Consider the following 18,465-nt stretch of genomic DNA (forward strand, 5'->3'; position numbering starts at 1 on the left):
ATAAGCTAAAGAACAAGTATGTTGAAAAAGTAGGATTTAGATAAAAAAACAAACATCTTTTGAAAAAGGTGTTGTTTTTTTATCTAAAGAAGCTATTCTTTCACTTAAGACATGTGGTGAGAGGTGCATAATATGAAAGAGAAAATTTTAATTGTGGAAGATGAAGCGCAAATTGCGAAAGTGCTAAAGATTGAATTGGAATTTGAAGATTATGAAGTAGATGTTGAGTACGACGGGAAAGCGGGTTTAGAGACGGCAATATCCGCTCAATATGACCTCATTTTGCTCGACGTGATGCTTCCAAGTCTGAGCGGTATTGAGGTGTTAAGAAGACTTCGGAAAGCGGAAGTGTTTACGCCAGTTATTTTATTAACTGCCCGAAATACGACGTTAGATAAGGTAATGGGGTTAGACCAAGGGGCTAATGATTATGTTACAAAACCGTTTGAAATTGAAGAGCTGTTAGCACGAGTTCGCTCTTGTATTCGCTATCGTTCGCTCGTAGAAGCATCAGGAACGAAAGAAGCTGAAGCAGAGCTCTTAACGATCAGTGATTTGACCATTAATCTTGAAACAAGGGAAGTCCTAAGAAACAATGAATCCATTACGTTGACACCGAAAGAGTATGATTTAGTCGTGTATTTGCTTACGAATAAAAATAAAATTGTCACGAGAGAAGGGATTCTCACAAACGTTTGGGGCTATGAATATGAAGGAGAAACAAACGTAATTGATGTGTATATTCGCCACTTAAGAAAAAAAGTAGATGAAGGTTTTTCTACTTCTCTCATTCATACGGTGCGGGGCGTAGGATATATGATGAAAGAGGAGAAACATGAAGATCACGACGAAGATTAATTTGCTGACAACAGCATGGCTAGTGGTTATTTTATTAATCATGAACATCGTTGTTTTTTTCTCCTTCACTAAATCTACGGTGAATATGGAACAGGACATTTTATTCGAAAAAGCACGCGAGATTATTCAAAAAGGTCAGCAAGATCATTCCGTGGAGCTTTCGCCAGAGTTACTAAAATTTTATTTGACCAACCATTCATTTATCCGAACAGTCTCAGAAAATTCTACGGTCATTAATCAAGTATCAAATGATCCTCATCTGGTGAAAATTAAGCCCGAATTTTCAAAGAAAAAAAAGGTGAAGCTTCGCAAAATTAGAGAAAAACAAGTATTGGTTATTCGCATGCCTGTCAAAGTCAATAATCAAGTCGTTGAAACGCTTGAGATTGGTGAGCTCCTGACTGGTTTTGAAACCCGCAAAGATATTTTGCTATCAATTTTGATTTTTTGTTCGCTTGTGTCCATTTTACTGTCGCTTTTAGGAGGAAGATGGTTATCACGCGTCATTATGCATCCTATTAAAAATATGGTCTCAACGATGAAAGAGATTGAAGAGAGCGGTGTTCCTAAAAAAGTTCTCATTCAAACGGAGACGAGAGATGAACTGCAGGGTATGACCGTTACGTTTAATCATATGATTGACCGCTTGCGAGAAAATATTGAAAAGCAAAATCAGTTTGTTTCTGATGCTTCTCACGAATTAAAAACCCCTCTAACCGTTATTCGCAGTTATTCTAATTTATTAAGAAGAAGAGGGATTAAAAATGAAGAAATTACGCTGGATGCGATCGACACCATCTATGCGGAAGCAACCAAAATGCAAAAAATGATTGAAACGCTGCTTGATCTGGCAAGTGTGGAAAAAGAACAAACGCTTGATATGAAGCAAACAGATCTTGTTCTTATTTTTGAACAAATCGTTAAGCAGCTGCAGCAGGTATACAAAAGAGAATTAGTTCTTCATTATGATCAAACGCCCATTATGATTCAAGTGGATGAACTGAAAATGAAGCAAGTGCTGATTATTTTGCTTGATAATGCAATTAAATACAGTACGAATAAAATTGAAGTGACCGTGGAAAAAAAGCAGGAAGATGTCATTATCAAAGTGAAAGACTATGGAATTGGTATTCCAAAAGAAGATCTTGCACATATTTTTGAACGTTTCTACCGAGTGGATAAAGCTAGAAGCAGAGCTACGGGAGGAACGGGGCTTGGACTATCGATTGCACAAACTATTGTCCGTCAGCATAAAGGCGAGATTTTTATTAAAAGTGAAGAAGAACAAGGGACGGAAGTTGTGATTCATCTTCCCGTTTCATCTATAAACTAAAAAAGCCGCCATTAGGCGGCTTTTTTATGATCATGATGCTGATTTTTGTTTTCTTACTCTTAATTTTTTTAACTCCGTTTGGAAGAATAGATACAGTGATGCAACTGTAAATACACTAAATCCAATTATCTCAAGGGGTTCTCCACCAGCTTCAAATAGCTTAACCAAACCTTCACCGCATAACTCTCCCCCAATAAAAATAAGGAAAATACCAAGCGCTTTAAAAATAATCCAAAGGTTCAGCTTAATAGCTGTTTTGAACAAAATGTATGTAATAACGACGGCCAGCAAAATGCCACTTATACTGCCGAATACAATAGAAGAGGCGTGTTGATTCACTTGTGTCAGATTAAAAATGATTAGTTCTGTTCCTTCACGAAAGACAGATAAAAAGGCTAAAACGATTAATCCCCACTTGGAAGAGCTTTTGGAAATTTTTGATGTAACTGAAGATGTCACTTCTTTGCTTCGGTGCAACCACAGAATAAAATAAGCAATAAGGCCTGCAGCTAAAAGCATCATGACTCCTTCAAAAATTTCTTCTGACTCTTCTTCTAACTCTTTCGCCTCATTAAAACCAATAAAGCCAAATACTAAGCTGAAAATAAGGCCTGCAGCAGCGCCAATAAAGACGGAATATTTTAAGTCTTTTCGGCCGATTTTTGTAATATGAGCTAAAATAATTCCAATGATAAGCGATGCTTCTAAACCTTCACGAAGCGACAAAGCCAAACTTGACCACATAAAAAGCTCCCCTTACTTTAAATGATAAATAATAATTTCTCTCTAATTTTAATGATAATGATTATCGTTGTCAATGTGATTTTTGGCTCTTTAAAAATTCTTACTTATATAAGATTTCTCCGACTAAAGTATGAAAGTATTTCATTATAAAGTCGTGCGAAACGCAAGGACAAAGCGAATAAAATAAGAGTATCAACAATCAGTGGAGGTTTTAGTATGAGTTATACTCTTTTTATAAAAGCAAATGACAGATCGGCAAGTGAAGCGGTCAGCGTAAAATTATATGATGCGTTTTTAGAAAGCTATCAACAATCGCACCAAGGTGAAGAAATAATGGAGCTAAATTTGTTCAAAGAAGAACTTCCTTATTTAGGTGCTGACATGATAAACGGTCAGTTTAAATTAGCAAGAGAACTAGAAGTGACGGCAGCGGAAAACAAAGCAGCAGAAATTGCTAATCGTTACCTAGAACAATTTGTGAAAGCTGATAAAATTGTCATTGCCTTTCCTCTTTGGAATTTTACTGTGCCGGCCGTGCTTCATACGTACTTTGATTATTTAAATCAAGCAGGCAAAACGTTTAAGTATACGCCAGAAGGTCCTGTGGGATTACTGTGCGATAAAAAGGTGATGTTATTAAACGCGCGTGGCGGAGTATATTCAGAAGGTCCAGCAGCTGAGGTCGAAATGGCCGTTAAATATGTTAGCAGCGTACTTCAATTCTTTGGAATCACGGACGTGAACTCCGTTATTATTGAAGGACATAATCAGTTTCCGGATCGTGCTCAAGAAATTATTGAAAGTGGCTTAGAACAAGCAGCACAAGCAGCCAAAATATTTTAAATAACCGTAGTAAAAAAGGACAGGACAAAAGTATTTTAGGTGAAGGTATATCCGAACGATAAATCGTTCGGATTTTTTGATGTTATGGTAAGCGTAGGTTTCGTGCATGTAGTAGCTTTTAGGTGTTGATTGGAGGGCAAGGCGAAGACTCTTGCGGGAAAAGCGGAACAGGTGAGACCCCGCAGGAGCGCAAGTGACGAGGAGGCTCAGCGCCCGCCCGCGGAAAGCGAAGCCTTGCACGGAAATCAACAGCCGTGTCACAAGCGGTCCATACTAGCGCCTTTATCCCATTTGTCCTTATTTAGAGTAAATTGATTTATTATGTGTCCATCTTTTCTTTATATTTTTTATCTGTATATCTTAAAAAATAATAGGTAAAATGAATAAATAAGATAAAATATATTCGCTTTATCTATAGGAGGAGCAGAGATGGATATTCGTCAGCTTAATTATTTTTTAGAAGTCGCTAAATTAAGGAGCTTTACTAAAGCATCTCAAAGTCTTCATATTTCACAACCGACCTTGAGCAAAATGGTGAAAAACTTAGAAGAAGAATTGGAAGTAGAATTAATTGATCGGTCCGCAAGACAGATTGATTTAACGGATGCCGGGGAAGTTGTGTATGCGCAAGGACAAAAAGTTATGGCATCCATTGATGAGCTATCGACTTATCTATACGATGTGATGAATCTGAAAAAAGGCATGATTAAAATTGGAATTCCTCCATTGATTGGAGTCCTGTTCTTTCCAAAGATTATTAAAGGGTTTCAGCAGCTCTATCCAGATATCACAATTAAAGTTATTGAATACGGAGCCAATCGTGTTCAAAAAGCAGTAGAAAAAGGAGAGTTAGACTTAGGTGTAGCGGTGCTTCCAGTAAATGAACATCTTTTTGATATTAATCCTTTTATCTCTGAAAAAATGCTTTTATATGTTCACCATTCTCATCCTTTGGCCTCTAAAACTCATGTGGAAATTAATGAACTAGCCCAAGAGAAATTTATTTTATTTAATGAAGATTTTACGCTTCACGACCGGCTTATTCAGGCGTGTCAACAAGCAGGATTTGAACCTAACGTAGCTTACGAGAGCTCTCAATGGGATTTTATTGGTGAAATGATTGCGGAAAACTTAGGTGTATCTATCTTTCCACAGTCCATTGCAGCAAAAGTGGATTCTGCTATCGTAAAAGCAGTTCCTATTACTAATCCTTCAATTTCATGGGATTTAGGATTGATTTTAAAAAAAGATAAATATATTTCATATGCCTCTAAACAATTCCTCCACTATATGAATGAACAGCATTCTGTTTTATATAGATAAAATGCATATGTTGTATTGAATATATGTATTTTACGAAAGAAAGAATGTGCGCTAAAGTAGATAGTGTAGAAAACATACACGAAAACAAACATTGATTCCGCGCGGTGTTAGTAAAAAATACGGAGGCTGATTTTACATGGCACAAAATAGTTATCAAAAAGGTTTAGATAAATTAATGGAATATACGTTAACGAGTAACGATGATATTTCGACTCATTTAAAAATTACGGAAGACTTAAAAGACCTAGCTCCTGACGTTGGGAAATATATTATTGAATTTGCCTATGGAGACATTTATTCACGACCAGGTTTAACGAATAAGCAGCGAGCATTAGTAACCATTTCATCACTGGTTACTCAGGGTACAGAGCCTCAGCTTGAGCTGCATTTAAACACAGGTTTAACAGCTGGACTAGAGCCGAATGAAATTGTGGAAAGCATCATTCAATTAATTCCATACACAGGTTTCCCTCGCGTGTTAAATGCTTTAAGCGTAGCTAAGAAAGTATTCGCTCAGCGTGACGTGGAAGTAGAGACAGGCGAAAAAGAGCTAGTAGAAAATAAATAATAAGCACAAAAAAGACGCTCTAAAAGAGCGTCTTTTTTTATGCGAGCTGCTTTTGTTTGGTTTCTTTTCCTAGAAAAACAACCGAACCAACACCGATTAAAATAGCTGCACAAAAGATTGAGAACGTAACGGTTAAAGAAGCACCTTGAGTTGACATATACCCAACTAACAGCGGTCCTAGAATTCCTCCAATTCGTCCAAAAGAAGCGGCCATTCCAGCTCCTGTGCCTCGAATAGATGTCGGATATTGCTCAGGTGTATACGCGTATAAAGCTCCCCAAGCGCCTAAGTTGAAGAAAGACAACAACATTCCTGCTGTTAGCAGCAGCCAAAGTGACTCCGCATTTCCGAATATATATGCGCTGGCAGCCGTACCTAACAGATATGTGACCAATACGAATTTTCGGCCCATGCGTTCAATAAACCAAGCAGCCGTATAATAGCCAGGCAGCTGAGCTAATGTCATAATCAATACGTATTCAAAGCTTTTGATTAAGCTAAATCCTTTAATGACCATGACGCTAGGTAGCCATAAAAACATGCCGTAATATGAAAATACAACGCAAAACCACAGAACCCACAGCATAATCGTAGATTGACGATAAGGCTTAGACCACACGCTTCTTACATTGTCCGCAATAGACGGTTTCTTTTCCTTTGTCGCCTCTAAAAATTGAGGAGAATCTGGCAGTTTGATGCGCAAATAAATGGCATAAAATGCTGGTATAGCCGTTAGGATAAGAGCTAGCTGCCACCCGTAAGCTGGGATTACAAAGTAAGAAATAAGCGCTGCCAGTAGCCAGCCGAACGCCCAAAAACTTTCTAACAAGACGACCACTTTACCGCGTTTTTCCGGCGCCACGGTCTCAGACACAAGGGTAGAAGCAACAGGCAGCTCTCCTCCTAAACCCATTCCAATTAAAAATCGAAATACTAAAAAAGCAGCAAGGGTAGTAGTAAGAGCCGAAAGTCCGCTTGCCACTGAAAAAAGAACAAGAGTCACAATAAAAACGGTTTTTCGCCCAATTCGATCAGCCAGCAGCCCGAACACGAGAGCTCCAACGGCCATCCCGATCGAGTTAACGCTGCCTATCCAACTCATTTCAGTAGGGGAAAGTCCCCATTCAGCGTGAAGAGCTGCAATGATAAAAGACAAAATGCCAACATCCATTGCATCGAAGAGCCATCCTAGCCCTGCGATGCCAAGAAGCTGACGTTCTGATAATTGTTTTGTTTTCATGTCTTCCTCCTAGAAGCAAAGAATTTTGCTTTAAGTTTACACCTGTCTTGACATAATGTCACGTCTATTTTAAAGAAAAAATGCAAACGGAAAAGCTCTATACCTTAAGGTATAGAGCTAATTGTATTCTCACATTTTATCGTAAAGCATTTTTCCAGGCCATGTATACGCCATATGACCGCCATCTACCGTAATGCAGTCACCCGTTACATATGAGCTGTCATCGGATGCTAAAAATAATACGGCACCGGCTACTTCTTCTGGTTTGCCTAAACGGCCCATGGGATCGACCCATTCATATGCTTTTCTGAATTTTTTTCCTTCTTCAGCGCCTGATAAATCATCAAGAAGAGGCGTTTCAATTGTTCCAGGAGCAATTGAGTTAACGCGAATACCTTCACGAGCGTAGTCAATTGCCATGGTTCTTGTTAAGTTGGTAATAGCACCTTTCGCCGCGTTATAGCCAGAACGGTCTAAGTCTGCTGCCAGTCCGGATACGGATGAATTATTAATAATCGACCCGCCATCTTCTAACATCAGCGGAATAACGTATTTGCTTACAAGAAATGTTCCACGTAAATCTACCGACATTAAGCGATCCCAAAGTTCTACAGGGTATTCGTGAAGCTTGCCGCCTTCTGTGTCTGTCCCCGCATTATTAAAAAGAATATCCACTTTTCCAAATTTCTTTTCAATTTCCGCTGTGAACTCTTTTACTTTTTCTTCTTCAGCTACATCGATATAGTAGGCGTATGCTTCACCGCCAGCGTCTTTAATTTCTTTTGCTACTTTTTTTACCCCGTCCAAATTAATATCGGCACAAATAACAACCGCTCCTTCTTTCGCAAAGCGCTCAGCAGTTGCTTTTCCTATACCAGAGCTTGACCCTGTAATAACAGCAATTTTTGATTCTAAACGTCCCAATTGTATCCCTCCGAAAAAATAAATATATAAGTATGTATGTTCATGTACCCATCTATTATTTTGATAAAACGTCGCTAGTTTATACGTATGTGAACAGAAATAAAGAGACGCAGCAAAACAAATTCATTGTATAATGAACAGCAGTATGTCAGGAAAAATGAGGTGTTTGCATGAAAGCAATCATAAAAAGTTTTATTAATGGACTCTTAACGATTGTCCCTATTATCCTTGTTATTTATATTTTGGTAAGAGTATTTAATTTTTTAGACAGCATTTTAGGGAACGTATTGAAGCCCTATATGAAGCAGGATTATATACCTGGTATTGGAATCTTAGCAACGCTTGTCTTAATTACGTTCTTAGGGTGGTTATCTACCCGTTTTTTCGCTGGGAAAATTATTAACTTAATTGATCGATTGTTAGAAAAAATACCGCTTGTTAAAACGCTATATAGTGTCATTAAAGATACATTTCAATCTTTTCTTGGAGAGAAAAAGTCTTTTTCAAAAGTAGCTTTAGTGCCAATGCCCGGCACGTCAATGAAAGTCATAGGGTTTGTGACCTCTGAAGAAGTAGAAGAGGTGATTCACTCGTTAAAAGACCATGTCGCTGTCTATGTTCCACAAACTTTTCAAGTAGCCGGTTTTACTTTTTTGATTCCAAAAGAAGAAATTGAATGGTTAGATATTAAGCCGGAAGAAGCAATGAAGTTCGTGTTATCTGGGGGAGTATCTAGTTCAAAAGCAGAAAAATAACAGAAGGCTTGAAGCCTTCTGTTATTTTTGTTGGAGTAAAGCTGTTAAAAGATTAAGCGGTTCTTCCAACGGTTTAAGGTCCGTTAAATTTCCAACCATGCCTTTTACAATAGCAGCGGTAGGCTTATCTTTTTTTAGCTCCGTTTGTAAAATGTGAAAGCTGTCTGCGTGTTCATCAGAAATATGATCGCTGGTGTCTAGCAGATGTTTAATTTCCTCAAGAGCTTGTTTTACCTGCTCATTTTTACTTAGAAAAGTCGTTCGTTCCTTTCCGTATATATCTTCACCAAAAGAAGCGGGAATAAGGGGACGAGGTTTTCTAGCTAATAAATCTTCTACTAATACATCAACTCGTTCCATTATGTACTGCGCGACTTCTTTAAAGGTAAGCTCGTATTGATTGAAGATAATAATTTCTAAAAAGGAATGATGAATACCTTCAATCATTTTCGTTAAATCGGAGATATAAGGAGTTACGTCTTCTCCGTATACGCTAACGAGGCTTTTGCGATGAAAGTAAAACGTTTCTCGCTGCATTTTATGAACAAAGGTCTCCACTTCTTTGTTAAATGGAATCGATTTTTCACGGATTTGCATGATAATAAAATCTCTGTGCTCTGTAATAAATTCATAGAAATAGATGAGCTGATTCATATAGCGGCTGCGGGCATCGTTTACTTCCTCGTCGAGAGCATAAACAGAGCTAAAGAGCTTTTCATAGTAAAAGTTTAGAATTGATAATAAAAGTGCATCCTTAGATTTGAAGTGCAGGTAAAATGCACCTTTTGAAATGTTGCATTCATCTACAATTTCTTGCACAGAGGTAGCATTAAATCCTTTTTTTGCAAAAAGCTTAATCGAAGCTTCAATTATTCTTTTTTCTTTTTCTTTCAAGTATTCTACCTCCTTTATTGAACAATTTGACCATTCATTTCGTTAGATAATAGTATCATACACTAAAAAAGATAAAGGTATATATCAAAGTTAAGAACGGGAGTCAGTTCCTCTAAAAAAGATTTATCGTAAATATGTCTTTATTATGAACATATTAGGAGAGAGACTGCTTAGGGTTGACACTGACCAGTTAGTCATTTATATTTTAAGTTGTTGTGACCAATCAGTCAATTTTATTAGTATACATATATTTGAAGGAGGATATGCATTGGGGAAGTTTATTAAATTTTCATTGAAAAATAAATTTGCAGTATGGCTGTTAACACTCTTTGTCATTATTGCAGGGCTGTATTCAGGATTTAATATGAAGCTAGAGACTATTCCTGATATATCAACGCCTGTTGTAACAGTCAATGCAACTTATCCGGGCGCCACTCCGGAACAAGTGGCAGACAAGGTGAGTAAGCCAATTGAACAAAAGCTTCAGGGACTGAGCGGCGTTGACACAGTTAGCTCGTCTTCTTATGAAAATATGGCTACCATTCAAGTTGAATATGGCTTTAGTAAAAATATGGAGAAGGCAGAAGACGAAGTCAGACGAGCTCTTTCAAACGTGGATCTGCCAGATGATGTAGAGGAACCAAATGTTTCAAGACAAAGCATCAGTGATTTTCCGATTATTTCATTAAGTGTTTCAGATGATAAAAAATCATTAGAAGACTTAACGAAGTATGTAAAAAATACCGTTGTTCCACAAGTTGAAAAAGTGCAAGGCATTTCTTCGGTCAGCGTGTCAGGAGAACAAGTTGAAGAAGCAGAACTTGTATTCAAACAAGACAAACTCAAGCAGCTGGGACTCGATGAAGATACGGTGAAAAAGCTGATCCAAGCATCCGATGCAAAAGTGCCGGCTGGTACGTATACGATGGATGGATCTCAAAAATCTGTTGTGGTAGACGGAAAGATGACAACAGAAAAAGATTTGGAAAACTTAGAGATTCCAGCTGTGCCTAGTCAAGGAGCTGCTCAAGGTCAGCAACAAGGAATGAGCCAGCAGCAAACACAAGGAGCCGTGCAGCAGGCGCCGTCCGCAGCTTCGATTCCAACTGTGAAATTAAAAGAAATTGCGGATGTTAAAGTGACGGGGAAAGCAGAATCCATTTCTCGCACGAACGGAAAACCTTCAATTGCTGTACAAGTTGTCAAAGCGAAGGATGCGAACACAGTAAATGTTGTAAATGATATTAAAGAAAAAATGAATAGCCTAGAAAAGAAAAATAAAGAACTTCACGTTGACAATATTTTTGATCAAGGTAAACCGATTGAAGATTCTGTTCATACGATGCTAAATAAAGCTATTATCGGTGCGGTCTTTGCGGTTATTATTATTCTTTTATTTTTACGTGATATTCGTTCAACGATTATTGCCGTTATTTCAATTCCGCTTTCGCTATTAATCGCCATTTTGGCGCTCAAATCAATGGATATCTCTTTAAATATTATGACGCTTGGAGCGATGACTGTAGCCATCGGAAGGGTTGTAGATGATTCCATTGTCGTTATTGAAAATATTTACCGCCGCATGGCTTATCAGGAAGAAAAGCTTACAGGAAAAGATTTAATTGTCGCGGCGACGAAAGAAATGTTTGTTCCAATTTTTTCTTCTACAGTCGTAACCGTGGCCGTATTCTTACCGTTAGGTCTCGTAGAAGGACCGGTAGGAGAGCTATTCTTACCGTTTGCGTTAACGGTTGTTTTTGCACTGTTAGCATCACTGCTAGTAGCGGTAACACTCGTGCCAATGCTTGCTCATTCGTTATTTAAAACAAATGTAAAAGTCAAAGAAGAAAAGCCAAGCAAACTAGCGCACGGATATAAGCGAATTTTGAACTGGACGCTAAACCATAAGCTTATTTCCTTTGGGTTAGCCGTACTACTGTTAGTAGGAAGTTTATTTTTAGTTCCTTCTATTGGGGTTAGCTTTTTATCATCCGATCAAGAAAAAACGCTGACGCTTACGTATACACCGAAAGCCGGACAGTCTCAAAGCGACGTGGAAAAAGCAGCGAATCGCGCAGAAGCGTACTTGATGAAGCGAGATGGTGTCAAAACGGTTCAGTATTCGTTCGGTGAAGGTAACTCTTTTAATCCGGGAAGCAAAAATAACGTTTTAACATTTGTGCAATATGACGAGGATACACAAAACTTTGATAAAGAGCAGGATAAAGTATTAAAAGCTCTGAATAAACAAGCGAATCAAGGTGAATGGGGCTCCATGAATACGGCGTCTAGCGGCAGCAATAATTCATTAAACGTCCTTATTTACGGAGATAGCTTAGACGAAATCAAACCTTATGCTGACAAAGTTCAGCGCGTTTTAGAAAAGCATAAAGAACTGAAAAATGTCGATTCTACGCTTTCAGATACGTTTGATGAATATACGCTAGTACCGAACCAAAAGAAAGCCGCTGAACTCGGCTTGTCTGCTAGTCAAATCGGAATGCAGATTTCCAACCTTGGACAGCGTGAAGTATTAACAACTATCCAAAAAGACGGAAACGAAATTAACGTATACCTTCCAAAAGAAAAAGAGGATTTCTCTACTTTTGCCGAACTTTCAAGCACAAAAGTGACCTCTCAAACTGGACAGGAAGTTACATTAAATGAAGTTGTCGATATTAAAAAAGGTAAAACGTCGAATACGGTAACTCGCCGTGATAATAAAATTTATGCAGAGGTAAGTGCCGATATTAAGAGTGACGATGTAGGCGGTGTTTCTTCTAACGTCCAAAAAGAAGTGAAGAAAATTGATTTGCCAAGTGATATGGACATTAACTTTGGCGGAGCATCAGAGCAAATTAATGACTCATTTAGTCAATTAGGAATTGCCATGCTCGCAGCCATTGGTATCGTGTACTTCGTACTTGTACTGACATTTGGTGGAGGTTTAGCGCCATTTGCTATCTTATTCTCACTTCCATTTACACTTATTGGTGCGCTAGTGGCGCTTTTAATCTCTGGGGAAACGATTAGTATTTCTTCGATGATTGGAGCTCTTATGCTGATTGGAATTGTGGTAACCAATGCGATTGTTCTGATTGACCGCGTGATTCATAAAGAGCAAGAGGGTCTTTCAACGCGTGAAGCTTTACTAGAAGCTGGAATGACACGTCTTCGCCCGATCTTAATGACAGCTATTGCAACGATTGGTGCACTGCTTCCATTAGCTTTTGGATTTGAAGGTGGAGGCCTTATTTCAAAAGGGCTAGGGGTTACCGTGATTGGAGGACTAACAAGTTCTACGCTGCTTACGCTCATTATCGTTCCAATTGTCTATGAGTTTTTTATGAAGTTTAAGCGCAAAAAAGTAAAAGAGTAGAAGCAAGACAAATTTCCGCTTTTGAGGTGAATAGCGATGAAGTCAATTGATAAACTAATGAAACAGCTGATTCAACAAGGAATTAAAGCAAAGAAAGTGACGATTGATAAATCAAAGCGCCAGCAGTGGATGTCCATGTCATTGCCTAAAACGGCATGGCAGCATTCAAAATAAAAAAGAGCTGACTTAGAGTCAGCTCTTTTTTATTAACGATCTGTATCTTCAAATGATCCTTCTTGATAGGCGTCGCTTACTTGCTCATGTGTTTCTGCTAGACCTTGCGAGAGTGCATCTTGTCGGTTATAATCTTCTGTTTCGAACTGGCGGTCAGCCATTTCATTTGTATCTGGCTGCTTTTTAGGCTGTTTTTTTGAATTCATTTTCACCACTCCTATTTAATAAAGTGAGACCACGGTTAGTGTGCGATGAAAGGAAATACATTATACATGAAAGAAAGAGCTTCGATTCGTCGAAGCTCTTTCTTTCATATTATTGTTGTTTTTTATCTAAGAAGATTTTTTCAATATCATCAAGTACGATATTAGCTGCTAACACACCGCCTGCTGTATTCCAAGTAGCATCATCTACTTTATGAACATGATTTTCTTGAGCCACTTTTAGCTTTTTAAAGAGAGGATCGTTTATCCATTCTTTTTCAAGCTTTGTTGCTTCACCGTCTCCCGTTTCATAAGAGAAGTAAAATAGCTGATCGCCGTCCATTGCCGGAATGCGTTCTTTTGTTGCATTCATTTCAGCAAAATCATCCTTGTCTTGAGACTCAGGGCGAGCAAATCCAAGCTGATCTAAAATAACACCTGAGAATGAATCTTTATGATAGATACGAACGTCTCCAGCTGTAAAGCGTACAACTGAGATTTTTTGTTTTAACTGATCTCCAAGGCGTTTCTTTAAATCTGCTACGCGATTGTCATAGTCAGCTAATACTTCTTTACCTTTTTCTTCTTTGTTTACAGCTTTTGCATATAGCTTAAAGTTTGATTTCCAATCTCCGCGCAGCTCCTCAGAGAATACAGTCGGAGCAATTTGACTAAGCTGATCGTATACTTTTTCTTGTCGCATTTTATTTCCGATAATCAAGTCAGGCTTTAAAGCAGCGATTGCTTCTAAGCTTGGCTCGCTTTCTGTACCCACACTTTTAACGCCTTTCATCTGACCTTTAATATGGTCATACCACGGATTTCCTAACCATGATTGAACAGCGCCCACAGGCTTTACACCCATTGCAAGAAGAGCTTCAGTACCTTCGTTCGTTAAAACAACCACTCGTTTAGGCGTTCCTTTAATATCGGTTTTATCCATTGCGTGTTTTACTGTGTAAGTTTCGCCAGAACCCTCAGTTTTTTCTTTTTTATCGCTGTCAGCGCCGTTTGAATTACCGCAGGCTGCCAGCACAAGCAGTGTCATAATGGTAAGAATGGACAACAAATATGACAACTTGCCTTTAGAATATGTATTCACATCTTTTCCCCCTCTTAAGTGATAATGATTTTCATTAACAATTAAGATAATATTCTAACTTTTAAGCGGTGTCAATTAAAAATTGAAAATGATTCTCAAAATCATTGACACTTTTTTCAATGTTTCCTAAACTAAAGGTTAGATATATATAGGAATCATCTTAGAGGAGAGCAATGAAAATGATGCTACGCAGTGTTCAAATGAAAGTAATGGGGCTCATCATTGGAATCATGCTGCTTTTAATCTGTATTGGATTAAGTATCGTACTCGGATACACAGATACAAGTATCAAAACAGCATTTGAAGCTTTTCAAGCGTTTAACGGTTCGAATGAGCACATAGTTATTCAAAATATTCGATTGCCGCGCGCTATAATCGGTGCTGTGGTAGGTATTTGTTTAGGAATTGCAGGAGCAATGATGCAGGCGTTAACGAAAAACCCACTTGCTTCACCGGATATTATCGGTGTGAACGCTGGGGCCAGCTTTTTTATTGTTGTTGCAGTGATGATTTTTTCGGTCAATTCACTTCAAGCTTTTACATGGATTGCATTTGTAGGAGCGGCACTAACCGTAGTGGTTGTCTATTTTCTTGGGTCCATTGGAAAAGAAGGGCTAACGCCTATCAAACTGACGCTCGCAGGAGCGGCTATTGCAGCCTTTTTCTCTTCTTTAACACAAGGACTGCTAGCTGTGGATGAATCTTCGCTTGATCAAGTCCTCTTTTGGCTGGCAGGGTCTGTGCAAGGACGCAAGGTTGAAATGTTGTATGGCATACTGCCTTATGTAGTGCCAGCAATTATTGTTACTTTTTTTATCGCTTCAAAAATTAATATTTTAACGATTGGTGAAGACGTAGCCAAAGGATTAGGTCAAAGAACAGCTCTTGTCAAAATTATAAGCGGTATCATTATTGCGATTTTAGCGGGGGGAGCCGTTGCAGTAGCCGGTCCCATTAGCTTTGTAGGAATCATTGTTCCTCACGTTGTAAGAGCAATCGTAGGACAAGATTATCGCTGGGTATTTCCTTATAGTGCGGTTGTCGGCGGGATTTTAATTTTATTAGCTGATGTTGGCGCAAGGTACGTCATTATGCCTCAAGAAATCCCTGTTGGAGTCATGACTGCTGTTATTGGTACACCTTTCTTTATCTATATGGCAAGGAAAGGGGCGAAGACGTCATGAAAACATACTTATCTCTTCGCTTAAAGAGAATTTCATTTTTAGTTAATATAAAAGCTGCTCTAATCATTACCGGATTTTCAGCTGTCCTTGTTGCACTCTTTTTGTTAAGTGCAGGTACGGGTGACTTATTTATTAATCCCTTTCGTGTAATTAAAATTTTAGCGGGTCATGGGTTGGAGTTTGAACGATTAGTTGTTACATCTTTTAGACTGCCGCGTATTATTGTTGCCATTTGTGCTGGTATTTGTCTAGCTATTGCGGGCGCTATCTTGCAGGGGCTTGTGAGAAATCCGCTTGCTTCACCAGACTTAATTGGATTAACAGGAGGAGCGTCAGTTGGTGTAGTGTTATTTTTGACACTATTTAGTGATAAAAGCAACTCGTTAACCGTAAGTATTAATTGGATGCCTGTTAGCGCATTTTTAGGTGCCGTGGCAGTGGCGCTTTTACTTTATGTGTTTGCCTGGAAAAATGGTGTCTCTCCTATTACACTAGTATTAATAGGAATTGGATTAACAGCGTTAACGAAAGCTATGACCACGCTGTTTATGATTATGGGTCCTATCTACCGCGCTAGCCAGGCAAATATTTGGATTACCGGAACGGTGTATGGTTCAAATTGGGCAAGTGTTTCCGTACTAGTTCCAGTTACTGCAGGGCTGGTTATAATTACGATTTTAATGATTCGAAATTTAAATGTTCAAGAATTAGGTGAAGAAATTGCGACTAACGTTGGAAGTCGCGTTCAAAAAAATCGATTGGCACTATTGCTGATGAGCACAGCTTTAACCGGGAGCGCCGTTGCATTTGCCGGTGGAATTAGCTTTGTAGGGTTACTTGCTCCACATATTGCCCGAAAGCTTGTAGGTTCGTCATTCGGCGCTTTAATACCGCTATCGGCACTAATCGGAGCGATTTTAATCACAGCAGCAGATTTAATTGGCCGAACATTCTTCTTGCCAATCGAAGTGCCAGCAGGTGTATTTACAGCTGCAATTGGCGCACCATACTTCATTTATTTACTATACAAACAAAGAAACGTATAGCATTCTTTGTAGAAGGAGCGATTCGCATGCATTCGTTAGAAACAAAGTCGCTAACATTATCATATGGAGAAGCGATGATTATAGATGAGCTTGACGTTACCATCCCAAAGGGTGAGATTACGGTTTTTATCGGCAGTAATGGATGCGGAAAATCTACGCTGCTGCGTTCACTGGCAAGGTTATTGAAGCCACATGCAGGCTCTATTTTACTAGAAGGTTCTAAAATTTCTTCTCTTCCTACCAAGGAAATTGCAAAGCAGCTAGCAATCCTTCCTCAAGGTCCTGTTGCACCTGAAGGTCTGACTGTGCTGCAGCTTGTTAAACAAGGGCGCTATCCGTATCAAAATTGGTTCCGCCAGTGGTCTCAAGAGGATGAAGAAAAAGTGCAAAATGCACTGGAAGCAACAGGCTTAGCAGACTTGGCAGATCGTCAAGTTGATTCGCTTTCTGGGGGACAGCGTCAGCGCGCATGGATTGCCATGACACTAGCGCAAGATACAGATATTATTTTACTTGATGAACCGACAACATATTTAGATATGACGCATCAAATTGAGATCTTGGACTTGTTGTTTGAACTGAATGAAAAAGAAAATCGTACCATCGTAATGGTGCTGCATGATTTAAACTTAGCTTGCCGCTATGCTCATCATATTGTGGCGCTTCAAGATAAAAAAATCTATGCACAGGGAAGACCAGAAGAAGTCATTAACTGCGATTTAGTACAGCGAGTCTTTAATATGAACTGTGAAGTGACTGTTGATCCGTTATTTGGAACGCCTCTTTGTATTCCTCATGGGCGCGGACGATGTATTGTGAATAAGCTGCGAGTTGAAACGCAGCATGCTCAGTAGGAATGAGCAAAGCGAGTTAGCAGAAAAATTCCGCTGTACGTTTAAAGATAACTCGCTGTACAGGTTTTCTCCTGCCAGCTGCATGGATGAAAGTAAGGTGAAGGTGCAGCTATTATGGATTCAAGAGACGATGGAGGCCGCTAGTTTGAGAGCAGCTGCTTCAATGTTAGCAAAGCGGTATAGTTTTGTTGTGGTTGCGGCTTTGTATTCATTTATTGTGTTTCAAAAAAAGATAAATGCATCGACTAAAAATGTATCTTTGCATACCGAACAAGTTGAAACGATGTGGCTTCCAAAAGTGTTTATCTCAGAAATTGAGACGACAGAAGTAACAGAGGATAATCGCGAAATTCTTCTTGATGAACTTCTTGATGAATTGTTTGCTCATCAAATTGAGCCGATGTGGTCAGTACTGCGTAAAGTGACAAAAATCTCAAAGCTGACGCTGTGGGAAAACGTAGCTGTTTATATTCACTGGCTTTATGATTTGCTTTTAGCAAACGAAGAAATAGACAATGTGAAAGTGCAAAAGAATTTACGATACGTGTTAGAAGAAGCTGAGGGACGTCACTTTGGTTCATATCATAACAATCCGCTTGCTGGGTACAGTTCACCTCCTCAATATATAGAGAAACAAAAGCAGGAGATAAGAGTACGAAAAACGTGCTGTTTGTCCTACCAAACAGGAGATAAAGAGACTTATTGTCGAACGTGTCCGGTTATTTGTAAACCAAAGAAAGGAGTGACTGCGCATGAGTAAAACCTTTCAAGAGCAATTCGACGGTTTGATTGAAAAGTATACGGAACTAATGGTTGGAGAAAGTGATGAACAGCTGCAGGAAAAAGTGAAAATGTGGGCACTTTACAACCATATCTCAAAATCTATGCCGCCTTTAACAAAGCATTGGAATCAATTATATCCAGACGCAAAAGCGGAAATGATTGAAATTGTGAAGGAAATAAAAGAGCTGAATGAAGCGCATCGAGCGTCACAGCGAAAACCAGAATAAAAACATTCATCACGAAGCTGATGAATGTTTT

19 protein-coding genes and 1 pseudogene are annotated in these 18,465 nt (G+C 38.8%); 14 read left to right on the forward strand and 6 right to left on the reverse strand.

Annotated elements, in window-relative coordinates:
• The first annotated feature begins 132 nt into the window (after positions 1-132).
• Both SCI76_RS15380 and SCI76_RS15385 read left to right on the forward strand, forming a co-directional pair.
• Positions 133-858: a response regulator transcription factor gene (locus SCI76_RS15380; RefSeq protein ID WP_025752630.1), complete on the forward strand. Its 726-nt coding sequence runs from the start codon at positions 133-135 to the stop codon at positions 856-858.
• Complete coding sequence (locus SCI76_RS15385; RefSeq protein WP_048021808.1) at positions 836-2,191, forward strand: ATP-binding protein; 1,356 nt, start codon at positions 836-838, stop codon at positions 2,189-2,191. Before SCI76_RS15380 ends, SCI76_RS15385 begins: the two co-directional genes overlap by 23 nt.
• Positions 2,192-2,221: 30 nt before the next feature.
• Here SCI76_RS15385 and SCI76_RS15390 read toward each other — a convergent pair whose 3' ends face one another.
• A complete protein-coding gene (locus tag SCI76_RS15390) occupies positions 2,222-2,935 on the reverse strand; it encodes an FTR1 family protein (RefSeq protein ID WP_048021810.1) in 714 nt (237 codons plus the stop codon).
• Between the two features lie 216 nt (positions 2,936-3,151).
• Between SCI76_RS15390 and SCI76_RS15395 the strand changes: the two genes are divergently transcribed.
• The 4 genes and pseudogenes from SCI76_RS15395 to SCI76_RS15410 all read left to right on the forward strand — a co-directional run bounded on the left by SCI76_RS15395 (position 3,152) and on the right by SCI76_RS15410 (position 5,669).
• Positions 3,152-3,778 carry an FMN-dependent NADH-azoreductase gene (locus SCI76_RS15395; protein ID WP_407544036.1) on the forward strand — a complete coding sequence of 209 codons (627 nt, stop codon included), beginning with the start codon at positions 3,152-3,154 and terminating at the stop codon, positions 3,776-3,778.
• Positions 3,779-3,903: 125 nt separating this feature from the next.
• Positions 3,904-4,083: pseudogene (locus SCI76_RS15400) on the forward strand (hypothetical protein).
• 124 nt (positions 4,084-4,207) lie between these two features.
• Positions 4,208-5,101, forward strand: a complete 894-nt coding sequence (locus tag SCI76_RS15405; protein WP_407544037.1) for a LysR family transcriptional regulator — start codon at positions 4,208-4,210, stop codon at positions 5,099-5,101.
• A gap of 136 nt (positions 5,102-5,237) precedes the next feature.
• Complete coding sequence (locus tag SCI76_RS15410; protein ID WP_014457862.1) at positions 5,238-5,669, forward strand: carboxymuconolactone decarboxylase family protein; 432 nt, start codon at positions 5,238-5,240, stop codon at positions 5,667-5,669.
• 37 nt (positions 5,670-5,706) lie between these two features.
• On the opposite strand, the gene SCI76_RS15415 is transcribed toward SCI76_RS15410, so the two are convergent.
• Both SCI76_RS15415 and SCI76_RS15420 read right to left on the reverse strand, forming a co-directional pair.
• Complete coding sequence (locus tag SCI76_RS15415) at positions 5,707-6,909, reverse strand: MFS transporter (protein ID WP_407544038.1); 1,203 nt, start codon at positions 6,907-6,909, stop codon at positions 5,707-5,709.
• A gap of 129 nt (positions 6,910-7,038) precedes the next feature.
• The gene (locus SCI76_RS15420; RefSeq protein ID WP_407544039.1) at positions 7,039-7,833 is read right to left on the reverse strand and encodes an SDR family oxidoreductase; all 795 of its coding nucleotides are present in this window, start codon (positions 7,831-7,833) and stop codon (positions 7,039-7,041) included.
• 170 nt (positions 7,834-8,003) lie between these two features.
• Here SCI76_RS15420 and SCI76_RS15425 point away from each other — a divergent pair, with 170 nt between their 5' ends.
• Positions 8,004-8,588, forward strand: a complete 585-nt coding sequence (locus tag SCI76_RS15425; RefSeq protein ID WP_028412076.1) for a DUF502 domain-containing protein — start codon at positions 8,004-8,006, stop codon at positions 8,586-8,588.
• 21 nt (positions 8,589-8,609) lie between these two features.
• Here SCI76_RS15425 and SCI76_RS15430 read toward each other — a convergent pair whose 3' ends face one another.
• Positions 8,610-9,482 carry a TetR/AcrR family transcriptional regulator gene (locus tag SCI76_RS15430; protein WP_407544040.1) on the reverse strand — a complete coding sequence of 291 codons (873 nt, stop codon included), beginning with the start codon at positions 9,480-9,482 and terminating at the stop codon, positions 8,610-8,612.
• Positions 9,483-9,750: 268 nt separating this feature from the next.
• Here SCI76_RS15430 and SCI76_RS15435 point away from each other — a divergent pair, with 268 nt between their 5' ends.
• The gene (locus SCI76_RS15435) at positions 9,751-12,861 is read left to right on the forward strand and encodes an efflux RND transporter permease subunit (protein WP_407544041.1); all 3,111 of its coding nucleotides are present in this window, start codon (positions 9,751-9,753) and stop codon (positions 12,859-12,861) included.
• 36 nt (positions 12,862-12,897) lie between these two features.
• Positions 12,898-13,035 carry a hypothetical protein gene (locus SCI76_RS15440; RefSeq protein ID WP_014457868.1) on the forward strand — a complete coding sequence of 46 codons (138 nt, stop codon included), beginning with the start codon at positions 12,898-12,900 and terminating at the stop codon, positions 13,033-13,035.
• Positions 13,036-13,067: 32 nt separating this feature from the next.
• Here the strand turns inward: SCI76_RS15440 and SCI76_RS15445 are convergent, their stop codons facing one another.
• Together SCI76_RS15445 and SCI76_RS15450 are read right to left on the reverse strand one after the other, a co-directional pair.
• On the reverse strand, positions 13,068-13,241 hold the full coding sequence (locus tag SCI76_RS15445) for a YozQ family protein (protein ID WP_013085357.1): 174 nt from the start codon (positions 13,239-13,241) through the stop codon (positions 13,068-13,070).
• 109 nt (positions 13,242-13,350) lie between these two features.
• A complete protein-coding gene (locus SCI76_RS15450) occupies positions 13,351-14,340 on the reverse strand; it encodes an ABC transporter substrate-binding protein (RefSeq protein ID WP_034264222.1) in 990 nt (329 codons plus the stop codon).
• A gap of 179 nt (positions 14,341-14,519) precedes the next feature.
• Here SCI76_RS15450 and SCI76_RS15455 point away from each other — a divergent pair, with 179 nt between their 5' ends.
• From SCI76_RS15455 to SCI76_RS15475, 5 genes are read left to right on the forward strand one after another with little or no spacing between them, the layout of a single operon-like run.
• Positions 14,520-15,524: an iron ABC transporter permease gene (locus SCI76_RS15455; protein WP_028412080.1), complete on the forward strand. Its 1,005-nt coding sequence runs from the start codon at positions 14,520-14,522 to the stop codon at positions 15,522-15,524.
• Entirely contained in the window at positions 15,521-16,570 is a 1,050-nt protein-coding gene (locus SCI76_RS15460) for an iron chelate uptake ABC transporter family permease subunit (protein ID WP_028412081.1), read from the forward strand. The genes SCI76_RS15455 and SCI76_RS15460 overlap by 4 nt, the downstream gene beginning before the upstream one ends.
• A gap of 26 nt (positions 16,571-16,596) precedes the next feature.
• The gene (locus SCI76_RS15465; protein WP_013059664.1) at positions 16,597-17,424 is read left to right on the forward strand and encodes an ABC transporter ATP-binding protein; all 828 of its coding nucleotides are present in this window, start codon (positions 16,597-16,599) and stop codon (positions 17,422-17,424) included.
• Complete coding sequence (locus tag SCI76_RS15470) at positions 17,414-18,184, forward strand: IucA/IucC family C-terminal-domain containing protein (RefSeq protein ID WP_048021823.1); 771 nt, start codon at positions 17,414-17,416, stop codon at positions 18,182-18,184. Before SCI76_RS15465 ends, SCI76_RS15470 begins: the two co-directional genes overlap by 11 nt.
• A complete protein-coding gene (locus SCI76_RS15475; RefSeq protein WP_028412083.1) occupies positions 18,177-18,434 on the forward strand; it encodes a YusU family protein in 258 nt (85 codons plus the stop codon). Before SCI76_RS15470 ends, SCI76_RS15475 begins: the two co-directional genes overlap by 8 nt.
• Positions 18,435-18,465: the final 31 nt, after the last annotated feature.

Origin of the sequence: Priestia sp. HNGD-A6 (assembly GCF_045784335.1) — a bacterium.
GTDB lineage: Bacteria > Bacillota > Bacilli > Bacillales > Bacillaceae_H > Priestia > Priestia zanthoxyli.